The following is a 15825-nucleotide window of genomic DNA, read 5'->3' as shown; positions in this document are numbered from 1 at the left end:
ATGGCAAAGAAAGAAGTTACTGTTGAGCAAAAATTAAGAGCACTATTCGACCTGCAATTAATAGACTCTAGAGTTGATGAGATTCGTAACGTACGTGGAGAGTTACCACTAGAAGTAGAAGACCTTGAAGATGAAGTAGCCGGATTAAATAAGAGATTAGAAAAACTTAAAGAAGATCTTGAGACTATAGACGAAAGCATTAAAAACAAAAAGAACTTAACTGAAGAAGCTAAAGTACTTATAAAAAAGTATCAAGAACAGCAGAAAAATGTTCGCAACAACCGCGAATTTAATTCTTTGAGTAAGGAAATAGAGTTTCAAGAGCTAGAGATCGAATTATCAGATAAACATATCAAAGAGTTTAAAGCTCAGATCATTCAGAAGAATGAAATTATTGATCAAACAAAAGAAAAATTAAAAGAACGCAATAGTCATCTAGCTCATAAAAAAGGTGAATTGGATGCTATTCTTGCAGAAACTGAAAAAGAAGAGCAAGCACTTTTGGCAAAATCTGCTAATTTTGAAAATGACATTGAAGAACGTTTGGTAAAAGCTTATAAAAGAATAAGAAACAATGTAAAGAACGGACTTGCTGTAGTTCCAATTGAGCGTGGTGCATCTGGAGGATCATTTTTTACTATTCCACCACAAGTACAAATGGAAATTGCTTCTAGAAAGAAAATTATTACAGATGAGCATAGTGGACGAATTTTGGTAGACGAAGAACTTGCGCAAGAAGAGCGAGAAAAAATGCAAGCTATGTTTGCTAAGTTATAAATAATTTATTTTTACAATAAACTTAAAACCTCAGTTAGCTGAGGTTTTTTTATATAAACTATTTTAGAACCCATGACAGTTTCAAAAAAAAAGATCCTAATCATTGGATCAGTCTGGCCAGAGCCAGATTCATCTGCTGCAGGAACTCGCATGATGCAACTAATACAAGTTTTTTTTGATGCTGACTGTAAAATTACTTTTGCATGTACATCAAATATGTCAAATCATATGGCAGATCTAAACACATTCGGGATAGATAAATACCAAATAGCTGTTAATGACTCTAATTTTGACACATTTTTGATCCAGCTAAAGCCTGATATTGTCATTTTTGATCGTTTTATAATTGAAGAGCAGTTTGGCTGGAGAGTTTCTAAGACAGTTCCTAATGCCTTAAGAATCTTAAATACAGAAGATCTTCATTCATTAAGAAAAACTCGCGAACACTGTTTTAAAAGTAAGAACGAATTTACCCCCTCAATCTTATTAGAAGAAGCAATTACAAAAAGAGAAATCGCCAGCATTTATCGATGTGACCTTTCTTTGATAATCTCTGAATACGAATTATCATTATTAAAAAAAACATTTTCAATTGACCACAATCTTCTACTCTACCTACCAATAACATTCAATTATGAAACTTTGGAACAAGTTAAAAATACTCCAAGTTTTAGTGAAAGAAAAAATTTTATAACGATTGGTAACTTCAGGCACGAACCAAATTGGCAAAGTGTACTCTATTTGAAAAAAAATATTTGGCCTCTAATTGCAGCCAAAAATTCCGAGGCAGAATTACATATCTACGGTGCGTATCCACCTCCTAAAGCTATACAATTAAACAACCCCAAAGAACGTTTTTACATAAAAGGGTGGACTACAAATGCTCACAAGGTAATGAAAGAAGCAAGAGTTTGTTTGGCACCAATTCAATTTGGCGCAGGCATAAAAGGAAAACTTTTACAAGCTATGATAGCTGGAACACCAAATGTGACCACCGCTATTGGTGCAGAAGGGATGCACGCATCAAATGTTTGGAGCGGATTTATATCAGACACTCCCAAAGATTTTGCTGAAAAAGCATCTCTCTTATACACTAATGAAACTATATGGAATGATAAAAAAAAGATTGGCAATATAATTTTAAACGAACGCTTTAATTCAAATAAATTTCAAAACGTACTTTTAGAGAAAATCGAATACACTCTCCGCAATTTAAGAACAATTCGCAATCAAAATTTTATTGGCAGTATGTTATCATACCATACAATAAGAAGTACCGAATACATGTCTCGATGGATAGAGTTAAAAAACAAACATCCTCAGACTGATTAAAGACCATCGCTAAAAACTCACTATATTTCAGTTTAGAAAATACAAAAAGCTCTCCATTAAATGAAGAGCTTTTAATATATACTAAGATTACAATTTATTACTTACAGAGAAGCAACATGTATTGCTAACTTTGATTTTAAATTAGCTGCTTTATTCGAATGAATAACATTACGCTTAGCTAACTTATCGATCATAGAAACTACAGAAGGCAACAAAGTCTCTGCTTCTTTTTTATCAGACTCACGTAATTTTTTAATCGCATTACGAGTTGTTTTATGCTGATACTTATTTCTAAGACGTTTTGTCTCACTGTTTCTAATTCTCTTTAATGCTGACTTGTGATTTGCCATCTTTTTTTTCGTTAAATTTTTTAATCTAAAATTTGTAGCCCGTAGGGGAATCGAACCCCTCTTACCAGGATGAAAACCTGGCGTCCTAGCCGATAGACGAACGGGCCATTTCCTTTTTCAAGGAATGCAAATTTATAGCTTTCACTATAAACATGCAATTAAAATCATCTTTTGTAGCCCGTAGGGGAATCGAACCCCTCTTACCAGGATGAAAACCTGGCGTCCTAGCCGATAGACGAACGGGCCAAAACATTTGCTTAATTGCGGATGCAAAAATACAACTATTTTTGAATCGTACAAATGTTATTGATTTTTTTTTTGAAATTAATATGCTTTTGCAAATAAAACTCTCTGATTAGAAGGCTTTCCGCTATATACACAAATTCCACTTTCTTCAATTGCATTGAACGGAATACATCGAATTGTTGCTTTTGTTTCTTCTTTAATTTTTTGTTCGGTTTCTGCACTTCCATCCCAATGCGCCGACAAGAACCCTCCTTTACCTTCTAAGACCTCTTTAAACTCCTCGTAAGAGTTCACCTCGGTAATATGCTCATCTCGATATTGAGTAGCACGTTGGTGTAAATTATGTTGAATTGCATCTAAGATTAAAGGCACCTTATTCTCAATTTCATCTTGATTTAAAAATTCTTTACTCAAGGTGTCTCGACGAGCAAGTTCGACCGTACCCTTCTCAAGATCTTTAGGTCCTATTGCAATACGAATAGGCACCCCTTGTAATTCGTACTGAGCAAACTTTGCTCCTGGACGATAGGTATCCCGATCATCATATTTGACACTTACCCCTTTTGTACGTAATGCGGCAACCATATCATTGGCCACTTTGCTAATTTGTAACAGTTGCTCTTCTCCTTTATAAATTGGCACAATCACTACCTGAATCGGAGCTAAATTTGGAGGTAACACCAGTCCATTATCATCACTATGGGTCATAATTAACGCTCCCATCAATCGAGTTGACACTCCCCAAGAGGTTGCCCAGACATATTCTTGCTTCCCCTCTTTGGTAGTAAATTTTACATCAAAAGCTTTTGCGAAATTCTGACCCAAAAAGTGAGATGTCCCAGCTTGCAGCGCTTTCCCATCTTGCATTAAAGCCTCGATACAATACGTATCTTCTGCTCCTGCAAAACGCTCACTTTCGGTTTTTCTACCTTGAATTACTGGTATTGCCATAAAATTTTCAGCAAATTCAGCATATATAGTATTCATCTGTGCGGTCTCTGCAATAGCTTCCTCTCTTGTTTCATGTGCTGTATGCCCCTCTTGCCACAAAAATTCTGCTGTTCTTAAAAACAAACGTGTACGCATCTCCCAACGCACTACATTTGCCCATTGATTGATTAATAGTGGTAAATCTCTATAAGACTGTATCCAGCCTCTGTAAGTATTCCAAATAATAGCTTCAGAGGTTGGGCGCACTATTAGCTCCTCCTCTAATTTTGCATTAGGATCAACAATTAATTTGCCCTCGTTATCTGGGTCAGTTTTAAGACGATAATGCGTGACTACTGCACATTCCTTTGCAAATCCTTCTGCATTTTTTTCTTCTGCTTCAAATAAACTTTTTGGTACAAAAAGTGGAAAATATGCATTTTGATGTCCAGTTTCTTTAAATTTTCGATCCAATTCGGCTTGCATTTTTTCCCAAATTGCATAGCCATAAGGCTTAATTACCATACAACCCCGTACTGCAGAATTTTCGGCTAAATCTGCCTTAACGACTAATTCGTTATACCACTTTGAATAATCCTCGCTTCGTTTAGTTAGATTTTTCCCCATATATTGCTGTTTGGCACAAATGTTGTTGCTTTGTTAAATAAAAATTTGTTAATGCAAAACTAACTAAATTTGTAACGTTCAACAATTAAATAAAGTAGATATGCAACTCAAAAATAAATTATTTAAAAACACCGTACCGGGAATCTTTTTGCTGTCTACGCTTCTTTTGTTGACATCTTGTGGTTCTTATGAGTACGCTTCTTATAATGATGGTGTATACAATGATACGAACAACTCACAAGTAGCACCTGTTGTCGAAGAGGAAGCGCCAATCTCTAATAATTATTACTCTAATTATTTTGCAGAAAAATCCTCTGTCTATGATAACATAACTCAGGACGGAGCTATTTTTACAGATATAGACAGCTATTCTGATAGTGAATATGATACAGTCGATTCAACAAATGTTGCTCATAATTACGAAGTAGGACAACCATCATGGGGTTCTAATCCAGATCAAATTAGTGTGAACATTTATAACAATGGATGGAATCGACCTTTTTTTAACCAAGGCTGGTATGGCCCAGGTTATGGGTGGTACGGCTATCAAAATCCTTATTGGTTTGATTATGGATGGGGTTGGTCTGTAGGCTGGAATTCTCCTTATTGGTACGGTAGAAGGTTCAATAATCCATACTATGGCTACGGATATTACAACCGTAGATATACTCCTTACTACTCAAACCGATACTTTGCATATCATAACACCCCAAGAACTTTATACCGGAGCAGAAGTAATACATATTACAATCGTTCGACCAACAGAAGCTCTCAATATAGCAGAGCACGTGCTACTACAGTTAGAAGAAACAATGTATCTGCAGACCGTAGCCGTAATGCACGTTCTAATTCTTATTCTCGAAGCTCTAATACAAGAACTCAAAATCGTTCGACCGCGCCGTCCTCGGTAAGATCGCGATCTAATAGATCTGCTTCGCCAGCGGTTAAATCTAACCGAAGTTCTTCAAATAGGTCAACGAATAAGGGGTATTCACCTTCTCGCTCTCGAAGTCAATCTAACAATAATTACTCTTCGGGATCTTCTAGAAGCAATCGATCTTCTACTCGCAGTAGCTCAAGCCCATCAAGGAGCTCTGGAGCACGATCTGGTGGCAGTAGATCATCATCAAGAAGTAGTAGAGGCGGCAGAGGATAATTTTTAATTATTGCAAAAATAAATTATGATAAATAAATCACTTTTTTTCATAGCTATACTTGTGACAGCTTTTTCAAACGCACAAGATATCACAGACGCTGTTCGTTTTTCTAATCAAGAACTTCAAGGTACTGCTAGATTTAGAGCTATGAGTGGTGCGTTTGGCGCATTGGGTGCAGATCTTTCTGCTTTACAAATTAATCCTGCTGGATCAGCTGTTTTCTTAAATTCATCAGCATCTGTAACCATATCTTCTCAACGTATTGAGAATGAAGCAGCTTATTTTAACACGCTCAACACCTCGGCTCAGCGAGATTTAAATTTTAATCAATTGGGAGCTGTTTTCGTTTACAATAATCTAGATGAAAATTTTCCAATCAACCGTTTCTCAATAGGATTAGCTTACGATCAAACTGCTTCAAATGCAAATGAATTTTTTGTATCTGGCACTTCTCAAAACTCTATTGACTCTTACTTTTTATCCAAAGCTCAAGGTATACAGGTAGCAGCACTTACAGTGCAACCTAGAGAATCTGTAGAAGGAGTCTATAGTTTTTTGGGCGAAACCGAAGGCGACCGTGCACAACAGGCTTTTTTGGGATACGAATCCTTTATTATTGAAGCCGTAGATCCAGATGAGCCTACTTCTTCACGATACATTTCTAATATTGCAAATGGCCCTGAGGGTTTTGACCAAACATACAGTAATGAAAGTACAGGGTTAAATGGAAAATTCACTTTGAATGGTGGTTTACAATTACATAAGAATTTTTATTTAGGTGTAAATTTAAGCTCACATTTTATCAACTATGACCGTGTTACTCGATTTTATGAATTTAACAATAATACTGGGAGTAGGATAAACGAAATACGTTTTAACAATCGCTTATCAACTAATGGGGCAGGATTTTCTGCTCAAATTGGCGGTATCGCTAAGCTATCAAACCAATTACGTGTTGGACTTGCCTTAGAATCTCCTACGTGGTACTATATTACCGAAGAAACGCTTCAAGAGATTGAGACCAATAGTAATGAAGAAGGTCGTGCAGTTGTGCGCCCCAATGTAGTTAATGTTTTTCCAGAATATCAACTTAAAACTCCTGCTAAAGCAACAGGTAGCGTTGCATGGCTATTTGGTAATAAAGGACTTTTAAGTTTAGACTATTCCTACAAAGATTATAGCACTACCGAATTTGATTCTGAGGAGGGTGTACAATACAATCAGCTTAATCAAGACATTCAAAATACGCTACAAGGAGCTTCGTCGGTAAGAGTTGGTGGTGAATGGCGTAATGGAAACTGGAGCTTTAGAGGTGGCCTGCGTTTTGAAGAGAGTCCGTATAAGGACGATCGCATACTAAGTGAGAAAGAGGGATATTCTTTAGGTCTTGGGTATACTTTTAGAAAAATTAGACTTGACGCTGCCTATGATTACACTTCTCAAAATCGATCTCAACAACTATTTTCTGGATCAGATTTTATAAATCAAACTACGATCGATACCACAGAAGAGCAGCTAACATTCACTGTTAGTTTTAATTTATAAAACGAAACCTAGTTACGATATAATTAAATAGCCCTTTTCATATATATGAAAAGGGCTATTTAATTGAATAGATTTTTATGCTATCGAATTAACGAAAAATTTCCTGCTACTACCCTAGGCCTTCGGTTTGGATCTCTTGGTTCATTAAATTCTACTCTAAACCAGTAGTCAGATGATGGCATAGGATTGCCATTATACGTACCATCCCATCCAGGTCCACCAGGTCTTAATTGTTTTAACAACTTGCCATACCGATCAAAAATATAAATTTTAGCTAAGGGCTGATCTTCAATATTAATTAAGCGCCAAGTATCATGAAACCCATCGCCATTAGGCGTAAAAAACTTAGGATACCCCATTATGATAATAACTTCCGAAACTACCTCGCTACAACCCGCACTATGACGTGCAGTAATTTGATGCTCACCTGGAAACACATTTTCAAAAACTGGGGAGAATTGAAAATCACCATTATCGATTCTATACTCTATATCTTCTACATCTCCTGCTACAACTTCTGGCACTGCCGTAATAGTATAAGTTCCTGCAAATGACTCTTCGGCAATACTATATCCTACCTGTACTATAGCGGCAGAAACGTTAACTACATTAATATCATCTGTTCCCACTGCTGCTCCTGTCGTATCAAAACCTTCTAAACGATAGGTGCCAGATCCTGGGGCTGTATATACAGGTGTAGTTTCTCCTACTATTGCCACAAAATTGTTAGCCGCTTCAACAAATTCATACCATTGATACGAGACAGCATTATCAAACCTGCCCTGTAAAACGACAACTCTTTCTTCGCATATCGCAATGTCATCGCCTAAACCAGGTTCTAAAACATCACAATCGGTACTACCTGCTTCGGGCGCATCGAGATTAGTTTGTTGTAATTGGATCACTCCTGCTTCATCGGCAAAATTGGTAATTAAAACTATATAATACTCACCACTAACGGCATTAGGAATTGTAAGGGTTTCTATTGAATTTCTAGAATAACTACAATCAACAATATTACTATTATCTTGATTTTCTATATAATACAGAGGATCGTCAGCATTATTTTCACACTCAGAAGGACGACCATCACCGTTGTTATTATTATCACATTCTCTAGATAAGATATCACAATTCACATACGAAGTTTCAAACGGCCCCCATGCAATAAAATCTACATCCAATTGCCGTTCACCGCGATCAAAAAATCCATCTTCGTCACTATCTACCCATTGTACAATGTCAAAAATCATCTCACCGCTGCGCTCTACCCGCATAAAATACCATGCAGGATTAGGTGTCGTATTTAAACATCCTATTTCACCTAAACTTTCTTGATTAATTGTATTAGCAAACGTAAGTTCTTGTAACGCATCCGAACAAAAGGGAAGAGCGTTACGACACGCCTGATCATCAGTTTGGCCATATCCTGTTGCAGATAAAAGTATACTAAAAAGACTGAGATGTATTGTTGTATAGATGAATCGTATCATAAGTAGGTAACGTTTTATACGCTTACAGATTATATATAGCTAAGATTTGGGAGTTAAATATACATAACTTCTTTAAGATTTACGAAAAATATGTTTAATCTATAATACTTTACCAACCCAATGCTTAGCAAAGTACAAAATTGTATCTTTGCAGCCGATTACAGAGCTGGATCTGTAATTACGTAACACTAGGTGTTAGTAATACTACGTAATCTTTATAAGTTAATGTCCATACGATTACCTTACTTTCATCTAGCATTAAAAAACTCTAAAAAAGTAAACTCGTGAAAATTGACAAAGCCCTTGAAGCAATAGAAGCATTAGGTGATAATCATGTAGCGACCAGTGCAACTACTCCGCTAAGAGCAGATGCTTTTGTACTGACGGATCAAGAAAAAATCGCATCAATCAAAGAAGATGTGAAGCATATTATGGAAACTTTAGGACTTGATCTTACCGATGACAGCCTTAAAGGCACACCACAACGTGTTGCCAAAATGTTTGTAAACGAAATTTTTTCGGGATTACATCCCGAACGCAAACCAGACGCTTCTACATTTGCTAACAACTACAAATATGGGGAGATGTTGGTTGAAAAAAATATTACAGTCTATTCTACCTGTGAGCATCATTTGCTCCCTATTGTTGGTCGTGCACATGTTGCCTATATTTCTAACGGTACTGTTGTAGGTCTTTCAAAAATGAATCGAATCGTAGATTATTATGCAAAGCGACCTCAAGTACAAGAGCGCTTAACAATGCAAATAGTACAAGATTTACAGGTTGTTCTTAATACCAAGGATGTTGCTTGTGTTATCGATGCAAAACATTTATGTGTGAATTCTAGAGGTATTCGAGATATCGAAAGTAGCACAGTAACTTCAGAGTTTGGTGGCCGTTTTAAAGAAGAAGCTGTGCGCCGCGAATTTTTAGATTATATTAAATTAGATACTACATTTTAATATTATTTTTGAAGTAACCTTTTAAACGATTTATCAAACCATGGCTGAAACTCCATTGTACACAAAGCAAAAGTTAACACTTTACAACTCTATTTCTGGTAACAAAGAACTCTTTACACCCATTACCCCAGGTAATGTTGGGATGTATGTATGTGGCCCTACCGTATATAGTAATGTGCATTTGGGGAATTGTCGAACATTTATTTCTTTTGATCTCGTATATCGTTACCTCAAGCATTTAGGATATAAAGTTAGATATGTACGTAATATTACCGATGCAGGACACCTAGAGAGTGATGCAGATATTGGCGAGGATAAAGTTGCCAAAAAAGCAAGACTCGAGCAATTAGAACCTATGGAAATTGTGCAACGATATACTTTGGATTTTCATAATGTTTTGGCAAAATTTAATACAATACCGCCAAGTATCGAACCCACAGCAACGGGACATATTGTCGAACAAATCGAAATCATAAAAACCATTATCGATAATGGTTTTGCATATGTGGTGAATGGATCTGTGTATTTTGATGTTCTCAAATTTAATGAGAGCAACAATTATGGTAAATTAAGTGGTCGTAATATTGAAGACATGATTGCCAATACCAGAGAATTGGCAGCACAGAGCGATAAAAAAAATCCGCAAGATTTTGCCTTATGGAAAAAAGCAGAGCCAGAGCATATTATGCGATGGCCCTCTCCTTGGAGTGATGGTTTTCCTGGATGGCATCTAGAATGTACCGCGATGAGTACAAAATATCTAGGAGAAAATTTTGATATTCATGGAGGAGGTATGGATTTGAAATTTCCGCATCATGAATGTGAAATTGCTCAAGGAGAAGCTGCCTGCGGACAATCGCCTGTAAATTATTGGATGCATGCCAATATGCTTACCCTTAACGGAAAGAAAATGTCGAAGTCTACGGGAAATAGTATTTCTCCGGCTGAAATATTTAGTGGTGAAACCGATAAACTTTCTAAAGCATTTGCCCCTACAGTAGCACGTTTTTTTATGCTACAAGCGCATTACAGAAGTGTTCTAGATTTTTCTAGTGAAGCCCTTGAAGCTTCAGAAAAAGGTTTTTATCGTTTAATGGATGCTGTACAATCACTATCTACTATCACGGCTAGTGACGCAACCAAGGGGCTTGATATTGCAGCTTGGAGGCAAACTTGTTATGATGCTATGAATGATGATTTTAACAGCCCTATTCTTATCGCTAAGCTTTTTGACGCTGTAAAATTTATCAATCTTTTAAAAGAAGAAAAGGCTAGTATCACTGCTAGTGATCTCACAATTCTTGATACCACATTGCGCGGTTTTGTGTTTGATGTATTGGGATTATTAGATACTAACGAAGAATCATCTGATATTAGTGATAAACTTGCAGGAACAGTAGGCTTACTAATACGACTACGTGCAGAGGCGAGAGCTAATAAGGATTTTGCTACGGGTGATAAAATTAGGGACGAATTAGAAGCAATGGGCATTCAGTTAAAAGATGGGAGAGACGGCACTAGTTTTTCTTTAATTTAATATCTATAGGTTTGGCTTTTACTACTTCACTTAAAAAAGTATTAGCCTTACCTTTTATAGGGTTGGTACGATTGTACCAAGGTGTAATTTCTCCTTTAACCCCCGCAACTTGTAGATACCACCCTACTTGCTCTCAATACACTTTGGTCGCTTTACAGCGCTTCGGTCTGTTTAAAGGAGGATTTTTGGCAGTAAAACGAATCTTAAGCTGTCATCCATGGGGTGGCAAAGGTTATGATCCTGTTCCTGATACAGTAGAGCAAAAAAAATAACCAGATTTTACCTATAGTATACAGTGAGCAAGCAACCTATAATGGAAAAATAGCTTTGGGTATCACGTGAAACCCAACCTTTTGAACTTTTTTCTCTACATGGGCTACTTTTACCAAAGACACTGTATGTACTATTAACTGTCTTGGATATACAGTTTCATCAATTACTACATTGTTTACTAACCTCGCTATTAATATTTTACTTAATATCACAAGGCTATACTATCAAGAAAATACGTACGACTACATGCTTCGCTACAAAACAACTTTATACGATTAATACTAACAAATAATAGCATAACAAAACTGTAAAGTATCTCTTAAGAAGGCATATTAGTAACTATGCAGGATGTATGATAGTTAGAAACACCCCTGCTAATACCACCTAATAGATTGTATGGACTAATTACACCACTGTATTTAACTACTATAAAAGTAGCGGATCTGTCGCACTCATGAAAAGTATCGTCATAAAGTAATATGGGTCATTTACACCAGTGCAAATGATTCATATGATTGTATTAATAGGTGTTGCACCCGTGTAAGTGTAATTTATCAGTCTACAACTATTATTTACACCCCTGTATTGCTTTTAATCTTTTCATGTACCTAATTTGCACTTATGCTTTGACCAAGTAACACCTCAACCGCTAGCATAACTTATCGTGTATCATAGTAAAAGATTATTAACTTGTATATTGTTATGTTTTGACAGTACTTAACACAAATTATTTAACCACCTTGCTGTGCTAAAATGGTAAAAACAATTCCCTTGTATACAAAGTTTGGATCTCTTTAAAATCTCTTTCATTCTAATATAAATACCTATATTTACCTTCCTTAAACATAATATGTATATATGATTTTTTCTCAGATTACCTGGAGCCCAGTAGAGGGTATTGATTTAGGTTTTTTCATGATCCGTTTTTATAGTCTCATGTTTGTAATTGCTTTTTCGTTAGGATGGTATCTTATGAAACAAATTTATATCCGTGAAAATATCTCGATAGAAAAACTAGATTCTGTTTTTATTTATGCTGTTGTAGGTACTTTGATTGGAGCGCGACTAGGTCATGTGATTTTTTATGATTGGGATTATTATCGCAATAATTTACTCGAGATCTTTTTGCCAATTCGCTTTAATCCAACATTTGAGTTCATCGGTTTTCGTGGACTTGCAAGTCATGGAGCTGCGATTGCGTTTATTATCGCTATGTATTATTATTCAAAAAAAGTTTTAGAAAAACACCCTTTATGGATTTTGGATCGTGTTACAATACCTGCTGCATTTGGTGGTATTTTTGTACGTCTGGGTAATTTTTTTAATTCTGAAATTATTGGTGAACCTACCGATTCTGTCTTTGGGGTTCGCTTTGTAAGAGAGACTTTATCACAATATGAAGTAGTTAAAGCTACAGGCATAAAAAATGTAAACGAAGCATATAACGCTGTGATTAATAATCCCGAGTATGCCTCATTACTAGAAACAGTTCCTTTTAGGCATCCTGCACAATTGTATGAAGCTTTTGGATATGTTATCGTATCCTTTATTTTATGGTTTCTTTATTGGAAAACTAACAAACGTACCCATTCAGGATTTTTATTTGGAATGTATCTTATTTTGATCTGGGTAGTGCGTTTTATAGTTGAGTTTGTAAAGAAAAGTCAAGGTGGTTTTGAGGATTCTCTTGGAGACGTTTTATCTACTGGACAATGGTTAAGTATTCCTTTTATTATCGTGGGACTCTATTTTGTTTTAAGACCTGTAAAAAAATCTAGCGCTCAATAACAAACAACCAACTCTTAGTTAATTTGTTTTTGGGATAGCTTACTATAACATAAAAATAAGCCTGTTACATTTAATAGTAACAGGCTTATTTTTTTTATACAATAGGCGTAGTGTTTATAACACTAGAACAAATCGCTTGACTCTTTTAATTTCTCTGTATTAGCCACTAATTCTAGCTCATCAATAATCTTTTGGATATCACCGTCAATAATATTACCCAAATCATATAACGTTAAACCAATACGGTGGTCGGTTACTCTACCTTGCGGATAATTGTAGGTTCTAATCTTTGCAGAACGGTCACCACTAGACACCATGCTTTTACGCTTTTCTGAATCTGCAGCCTGTTTTTTGGCTAATTCGATCTCATACAATCTAGAACGCAAAACTTTTAACGCTTTTTCAAGATTCTTATGAGATGATTTTTGATCCTGACAACTAACAATCATTCCCGTAGGCTCATGGTGTAGTTTTATAGCAGAATAGGTTGTATTTACCGACTGTCCACCTGGTCCTGTTGATGTGGTACGTTCAATACGCACATCTTGCATATCCAGTTCTACATCAAACTCCTCGGCCTCTGGCAATACCATAACAGTTGCAGCACTGGTATGTACACGTCCTTGCGTTTCGGTTTGCGGTACACGTTGCACACGGTGCACACCTGCTTCGTATTTTAAAGTCCCATATACATCCTCACCATTAACTTCAAAAATAACTTCTTTGTAACCACCACTTGTTCCTTCATTAAGGTCTACAATACTCGTTGACCAACCTTTACCTTCGCAATACTTGGTGTACATTCTAAAAAGATCTCCAGCAAAAATACTTGCTTCGTCACCACCTGTACCAGCTCGAATTTCGACAACACAGTTTTTGGCATCCTCTGGATCTTTTGGCACCAACATAAAACGTATGGATTCTTCGAGAGCTGGCAATTCGGTTTTAGCTTCCTCTAATTGCATTTTGGCCATATCAACCATTTCGGCATCACTCCCGTCGGCTATAATTTCTTCGGCTTCGGTAATATTATTGGTGAGTTCCAAATATTGATCTCGCTTATCCATTAAAGCTTTAAGATCTTTATACTCTTTATTAAGTTGTATGTAACGTTTTTGATCAGAGATAATATCTGGCTGAATGATCAAATCATTCACTTCGTCAAAACGTTGCTTTACTATATTTAATTTATCAATCATAATAGGTTCTTCCTTCTGTAGAAGCTACAAAAGTAATCTTTTTTGTCTAAAGCACATATTGCTTTAATCTTATTCTATAGCAAGGTGGGTCAAATATATCACAAATTAAGAAAAGTATTTTGAGCCCCTTTTACAACCAGCGTGGGTTTAACCTACTACAGACTAAACACCTACTTTTACTATTTAAATGATACCCTCGTTTACACGAAAACTATATTGATTACTTGTCAATGAGTAATTTATTATCAGTGCTTTTAAAATGTAGTACACAAACGTCTACACCCTTGTTTTGATGATACGTACCCATCAACACACATATGATTCATTATCGATGCGGTAGGTAGCTCTAGTTTTAAAAACTAAAAAAGAGACCTAAAAAGGTCTCTTCAATATTTGTGTAGTATTAAGTTGGCTTATGTATACTCAAATGTACCAAAGGGAGAAGTAATTGTTAGCTTTTTGGTGTCTGAAGCTTCTACTCTACCTATAATTTGTGCATCTACATCAAAACTTTTGGATATAGCAATAATATCTTCGGCAATCGCTGGTGAGACATAGAGCTCCATACGATGCCCCATATTAAATACTTGATACATCTCTTTCCAATCGGTTCCCGAATTTTCTTGAATCAGTTTGAACAAGGGCGGTACTTCGAACAAGGCATCTTTAATTACATGAACCTGATCAACAAAGTGCAACACTTTTGTTTGTGCCCCACCACTACAATGTACCATCCCATGAATAAGCTCATTAGTGTACTGCTCCAATATTTTCTTAATAATGGGCGCATAGGTTCTTGTAGGTGATAACACTAACTTACCCGCATCGATCGGCGAACCATCGACTGTATCTGTAAGCTTGGTTTTTCCAGAATAAACTAAATCCATAGGTACCGATGCGTCAAAACTTTCTGGATATTTGGATGCCAAGCTCTTTTCAAATACATCATGTCGAGCAGATGTAAGTCCATTACTACCCATGCCACCGTTATATGTTTTCTCGTAAGAAGCTTTACCAAAGGAAGCCAAACCTACTATCACATCTCCTGGCTTAATATTAGCATTGTCTATGATATCACTACGTTTCATTCGTGCTGTTACGGTAGAATCTACAATAATTGTACGTACCAAATCTCCAACATCTGCGGTTTCACCACCTGTAGAATGTATGGTAACTCCAAATTCTTTTAAATCGGACAGCAATTCTTCAGTTCCATTGATAATTGCAGAAAGCACCTCTCCCGGTATCAAATTTTTATTTCTTCCGATGGTAGAGGATAGCATGATATTATCTGTAGCTCCTACACATAATAAATCATCTATATTCATGATCAATGCATCTTGGGCAATGCCTTTCCAGACAGAAACATCTCCAGTTTCTTTCCAGTACATATAGGCTAGCGATGATTTGGTTCCCGCACCATCTGCATGCATGATAAGACAATACTCGTCATCACCCGTTAAATGATCTTCAACAATTTTACAAAATGCTTTAGGAAACAACCCTTTATCAATGTTTTTGATTGCGTTGTGTACATCCTCCTTGGCGGCAGAAACACCACGTTGGGCATAGCGTTTACTTACTTCTTGACTCATGAATATTGTGTTAA

Annotated in this window: 13 protein-coding genes and 2 tRNA genes; 8 read left to right on the top strand and 7 right to left on the bottom strand. The window is 36.2% G+C overall.

The annotated features are described in order from the left end of the window. On the top strand, window positions 1-777 hold the full coding sequence (locus tag ACE939_RS01090; protein WP_378186925.1) for a zinc ribbon domain-containing protein: 777 nt from the start codon (window positions 1-3) through the stop codon (window positions 775-777). Between the two features lie 72 nt (window positions 778-849). Further along, window positions 850-2109 carry a glycosyltransferase gene (locus ACE939_RS01085; RefSeq protein WP_378186924.1) on the top strand — a complete coding sequence of 420 codons (1260 nt, stop codon included), beginning with the start codon at window positions 850-852 and terminating at the stop codon, window positions 2107-2109. A 101-nt stretch (window positions 2110-2210) separates the two neighbouring features. Here ACE939_RS01085 and rpsT read toward each other — a convergent pair whose 3' ends face one another. From rpsT to proS, 4 genes are all read right to left on the bottom strand, one after another. Next, window positions 2211-2459 carry a 30S ribosomal protein S20 gene (rpsT, locus tag ACE939_RS01080; RefSeq protein WP_378186923.1) on the bottom strand — a complete coding sequence of 83 codons (249 nt, stop codon included), beginning with the start codon at window positions 2457-2459 and terminating at the stop codon, window positions 2211-2213. Window positions 2460-2494: 35 nt separating this feature from the next. Beyond that, a tRNA-Glu gene (locus tag ACE939_RS01075) sits at window positions 2495-2566 on the bottom strand. A 67-nt stretch (window positions 2567-2633) separates the two neighbouring features. Continuing rightward, a tRNA-Glu gene (locus ACE939_RS01070) sits at window positions 2634-2705 on the bottom strand. 78 nt (window positions 2706-2783) lie between these two features. Then, window positions 2784-4262 (bottom strand): proline--tRNA ligase, encoded by a 1479-nt coding sequence (gene proS / locus ACE939_RS01065; RefSeq protein ID WP_378186922.1) that lies wholly within the window; start codon window positions 4260-4262, stop codon window positions 2784-2786. A gap of 100 nt (window positions 4263-4362) precedes the next feature. Here proS and ACE939_RS01060 point away from each other — a divergent pair, with 100 nt between their 5' ends. Continuing rightward, window positions 4363-5418: a hypothetical protein gene (locus ACE939_RS01060; RefSeq protein ID WP_378186921.1), complete on the top strand. Its 1056-nt coding sequence runs from the start codon at window positions 4363-4365 to the stop codon at window positions 5416-5418. 25 nt (window positions 5419-5443) lie between these two features. Then, window positions 5444-6964 carry an OmpP1/FadL family transporter gene (locus tag ACE939_RS01055; protein ID WP_378186920.1) on the top strand — a complete coding sequence of 507 codons (1521 nt, stop codon included), beginning with the start codon at window positions 5444-5446 and terminating at the stop codon, window positions 6962-6964. Between the two features lie 80 nt (window positions 6965-7044). Here ACE939_RS01055 and ACE939_RS01050 read toward each other — a convergent pair whose 3' ends face one another. After that, window positions 7045-8457: a T9SS type B sorting domain-containing protein gene (locus tag ACE939_RS01050; RefSeq protein WP_378186919.1), complete on the bottom strand. Its 1413-nt coding sequence runs from the start codon at window positions 8455-8457 to the stop codon at window positions 7045-7047. Between the two features lie 284 nt (window positions 8458-8741). On the opposite strand from ACE939_RS01050, the gene folE reads away from it, so the two are divergent. The 4 genes from folE to lgt all read left to right on the top strand — a co-directional run bounded on the left by folE (window position 8742) and on the right by lgt (window position 13017). Then, window positions 8742-9419 carry a GTP cyclohydrolase I FolE gene (gene folE, locus ACE939_RS01045; protein WP_378186918.1) on the top strand — a complete coding sequence of 226 codons (678 nt, stop codon included), beginning with the start codon at window positions 8742-8744 and terminating at the stop codon, window positions 9417-9419. A 40-nt stretch (window positions 9420-9459) separates the two neighbouring features. Next, entirely contained in the window at window positions 9460-10956 is a 1497-nt protein-coding gene (gene cysS / locus ACE939_RS01040) for a cysteine--tRNA ligase (protein WP_378186917.1), read from the top strand. Between the two features lie 11 nt (window positions 10957-10967). After that, window positions 10968-11228, top strand: coding sequence for a membrane protein insertion efficiency factor YidD (gene yidD, locus ACE939_RS01035; protein ID WP_378186916.1), 261 nt, complete (start codon window positions 10968-10970; stop codon window positions 11226-11228). 859 nt (window positions 11229-12087) lie between these two features. After that, window positions 12088-13017 (top strand): prolipoprotein diacylglyceryl transferase, encoded by a 930-nt coding sequence (lgt, locus tag ACE939_RS01030; RefSeq protein ID WP_378186915.1) that lies wholly within the window; start codon window positions 12088-12090, stop codon window positions 13015-13017. A gap of 122 nt (window positions 13018-13139) precedes the next feature. Here lgt and prfA read toward each other — a convergent pair whose 3' ends face one another. After that, on the bottom strand, window positions 13140-14216 hold the full coding sequence (gene prfA, locus ACE939_RS01025) for a peptide chain release factor 1 (protein WP_378186914.1): 1077 nt from the start codon (window positions 14214-14216) through the stop codon (window positions 13140-13142). 413 nt (window positions 14217-14629) lie between these two features. Continuing rightward, window positions 14630-15811: an AIR synthase related protein gene (locus ACE939_RS01020; protein WP_378186913.1), complete on the bottom strand. Its 1182-nt coding sequence runs from the start codon at window positions 15809-15811 to the stop codon at window positions 14630-14632. Window positions 15812-15825 lie beyond the last annotated feature (14 nt).

Origin of the sequence: Aquimarina rhodophyticola (assembly GCF_042434915.1) — a bacterium.
Lineage (GTDB): Bacteria > Bacteroidota > Bacteroidia > Flavobacteriales > Flavobacteriaceae > Aquimarina.
This window is presented reverse-complemented; position numbering and strand designations above follow the sequence as displayed.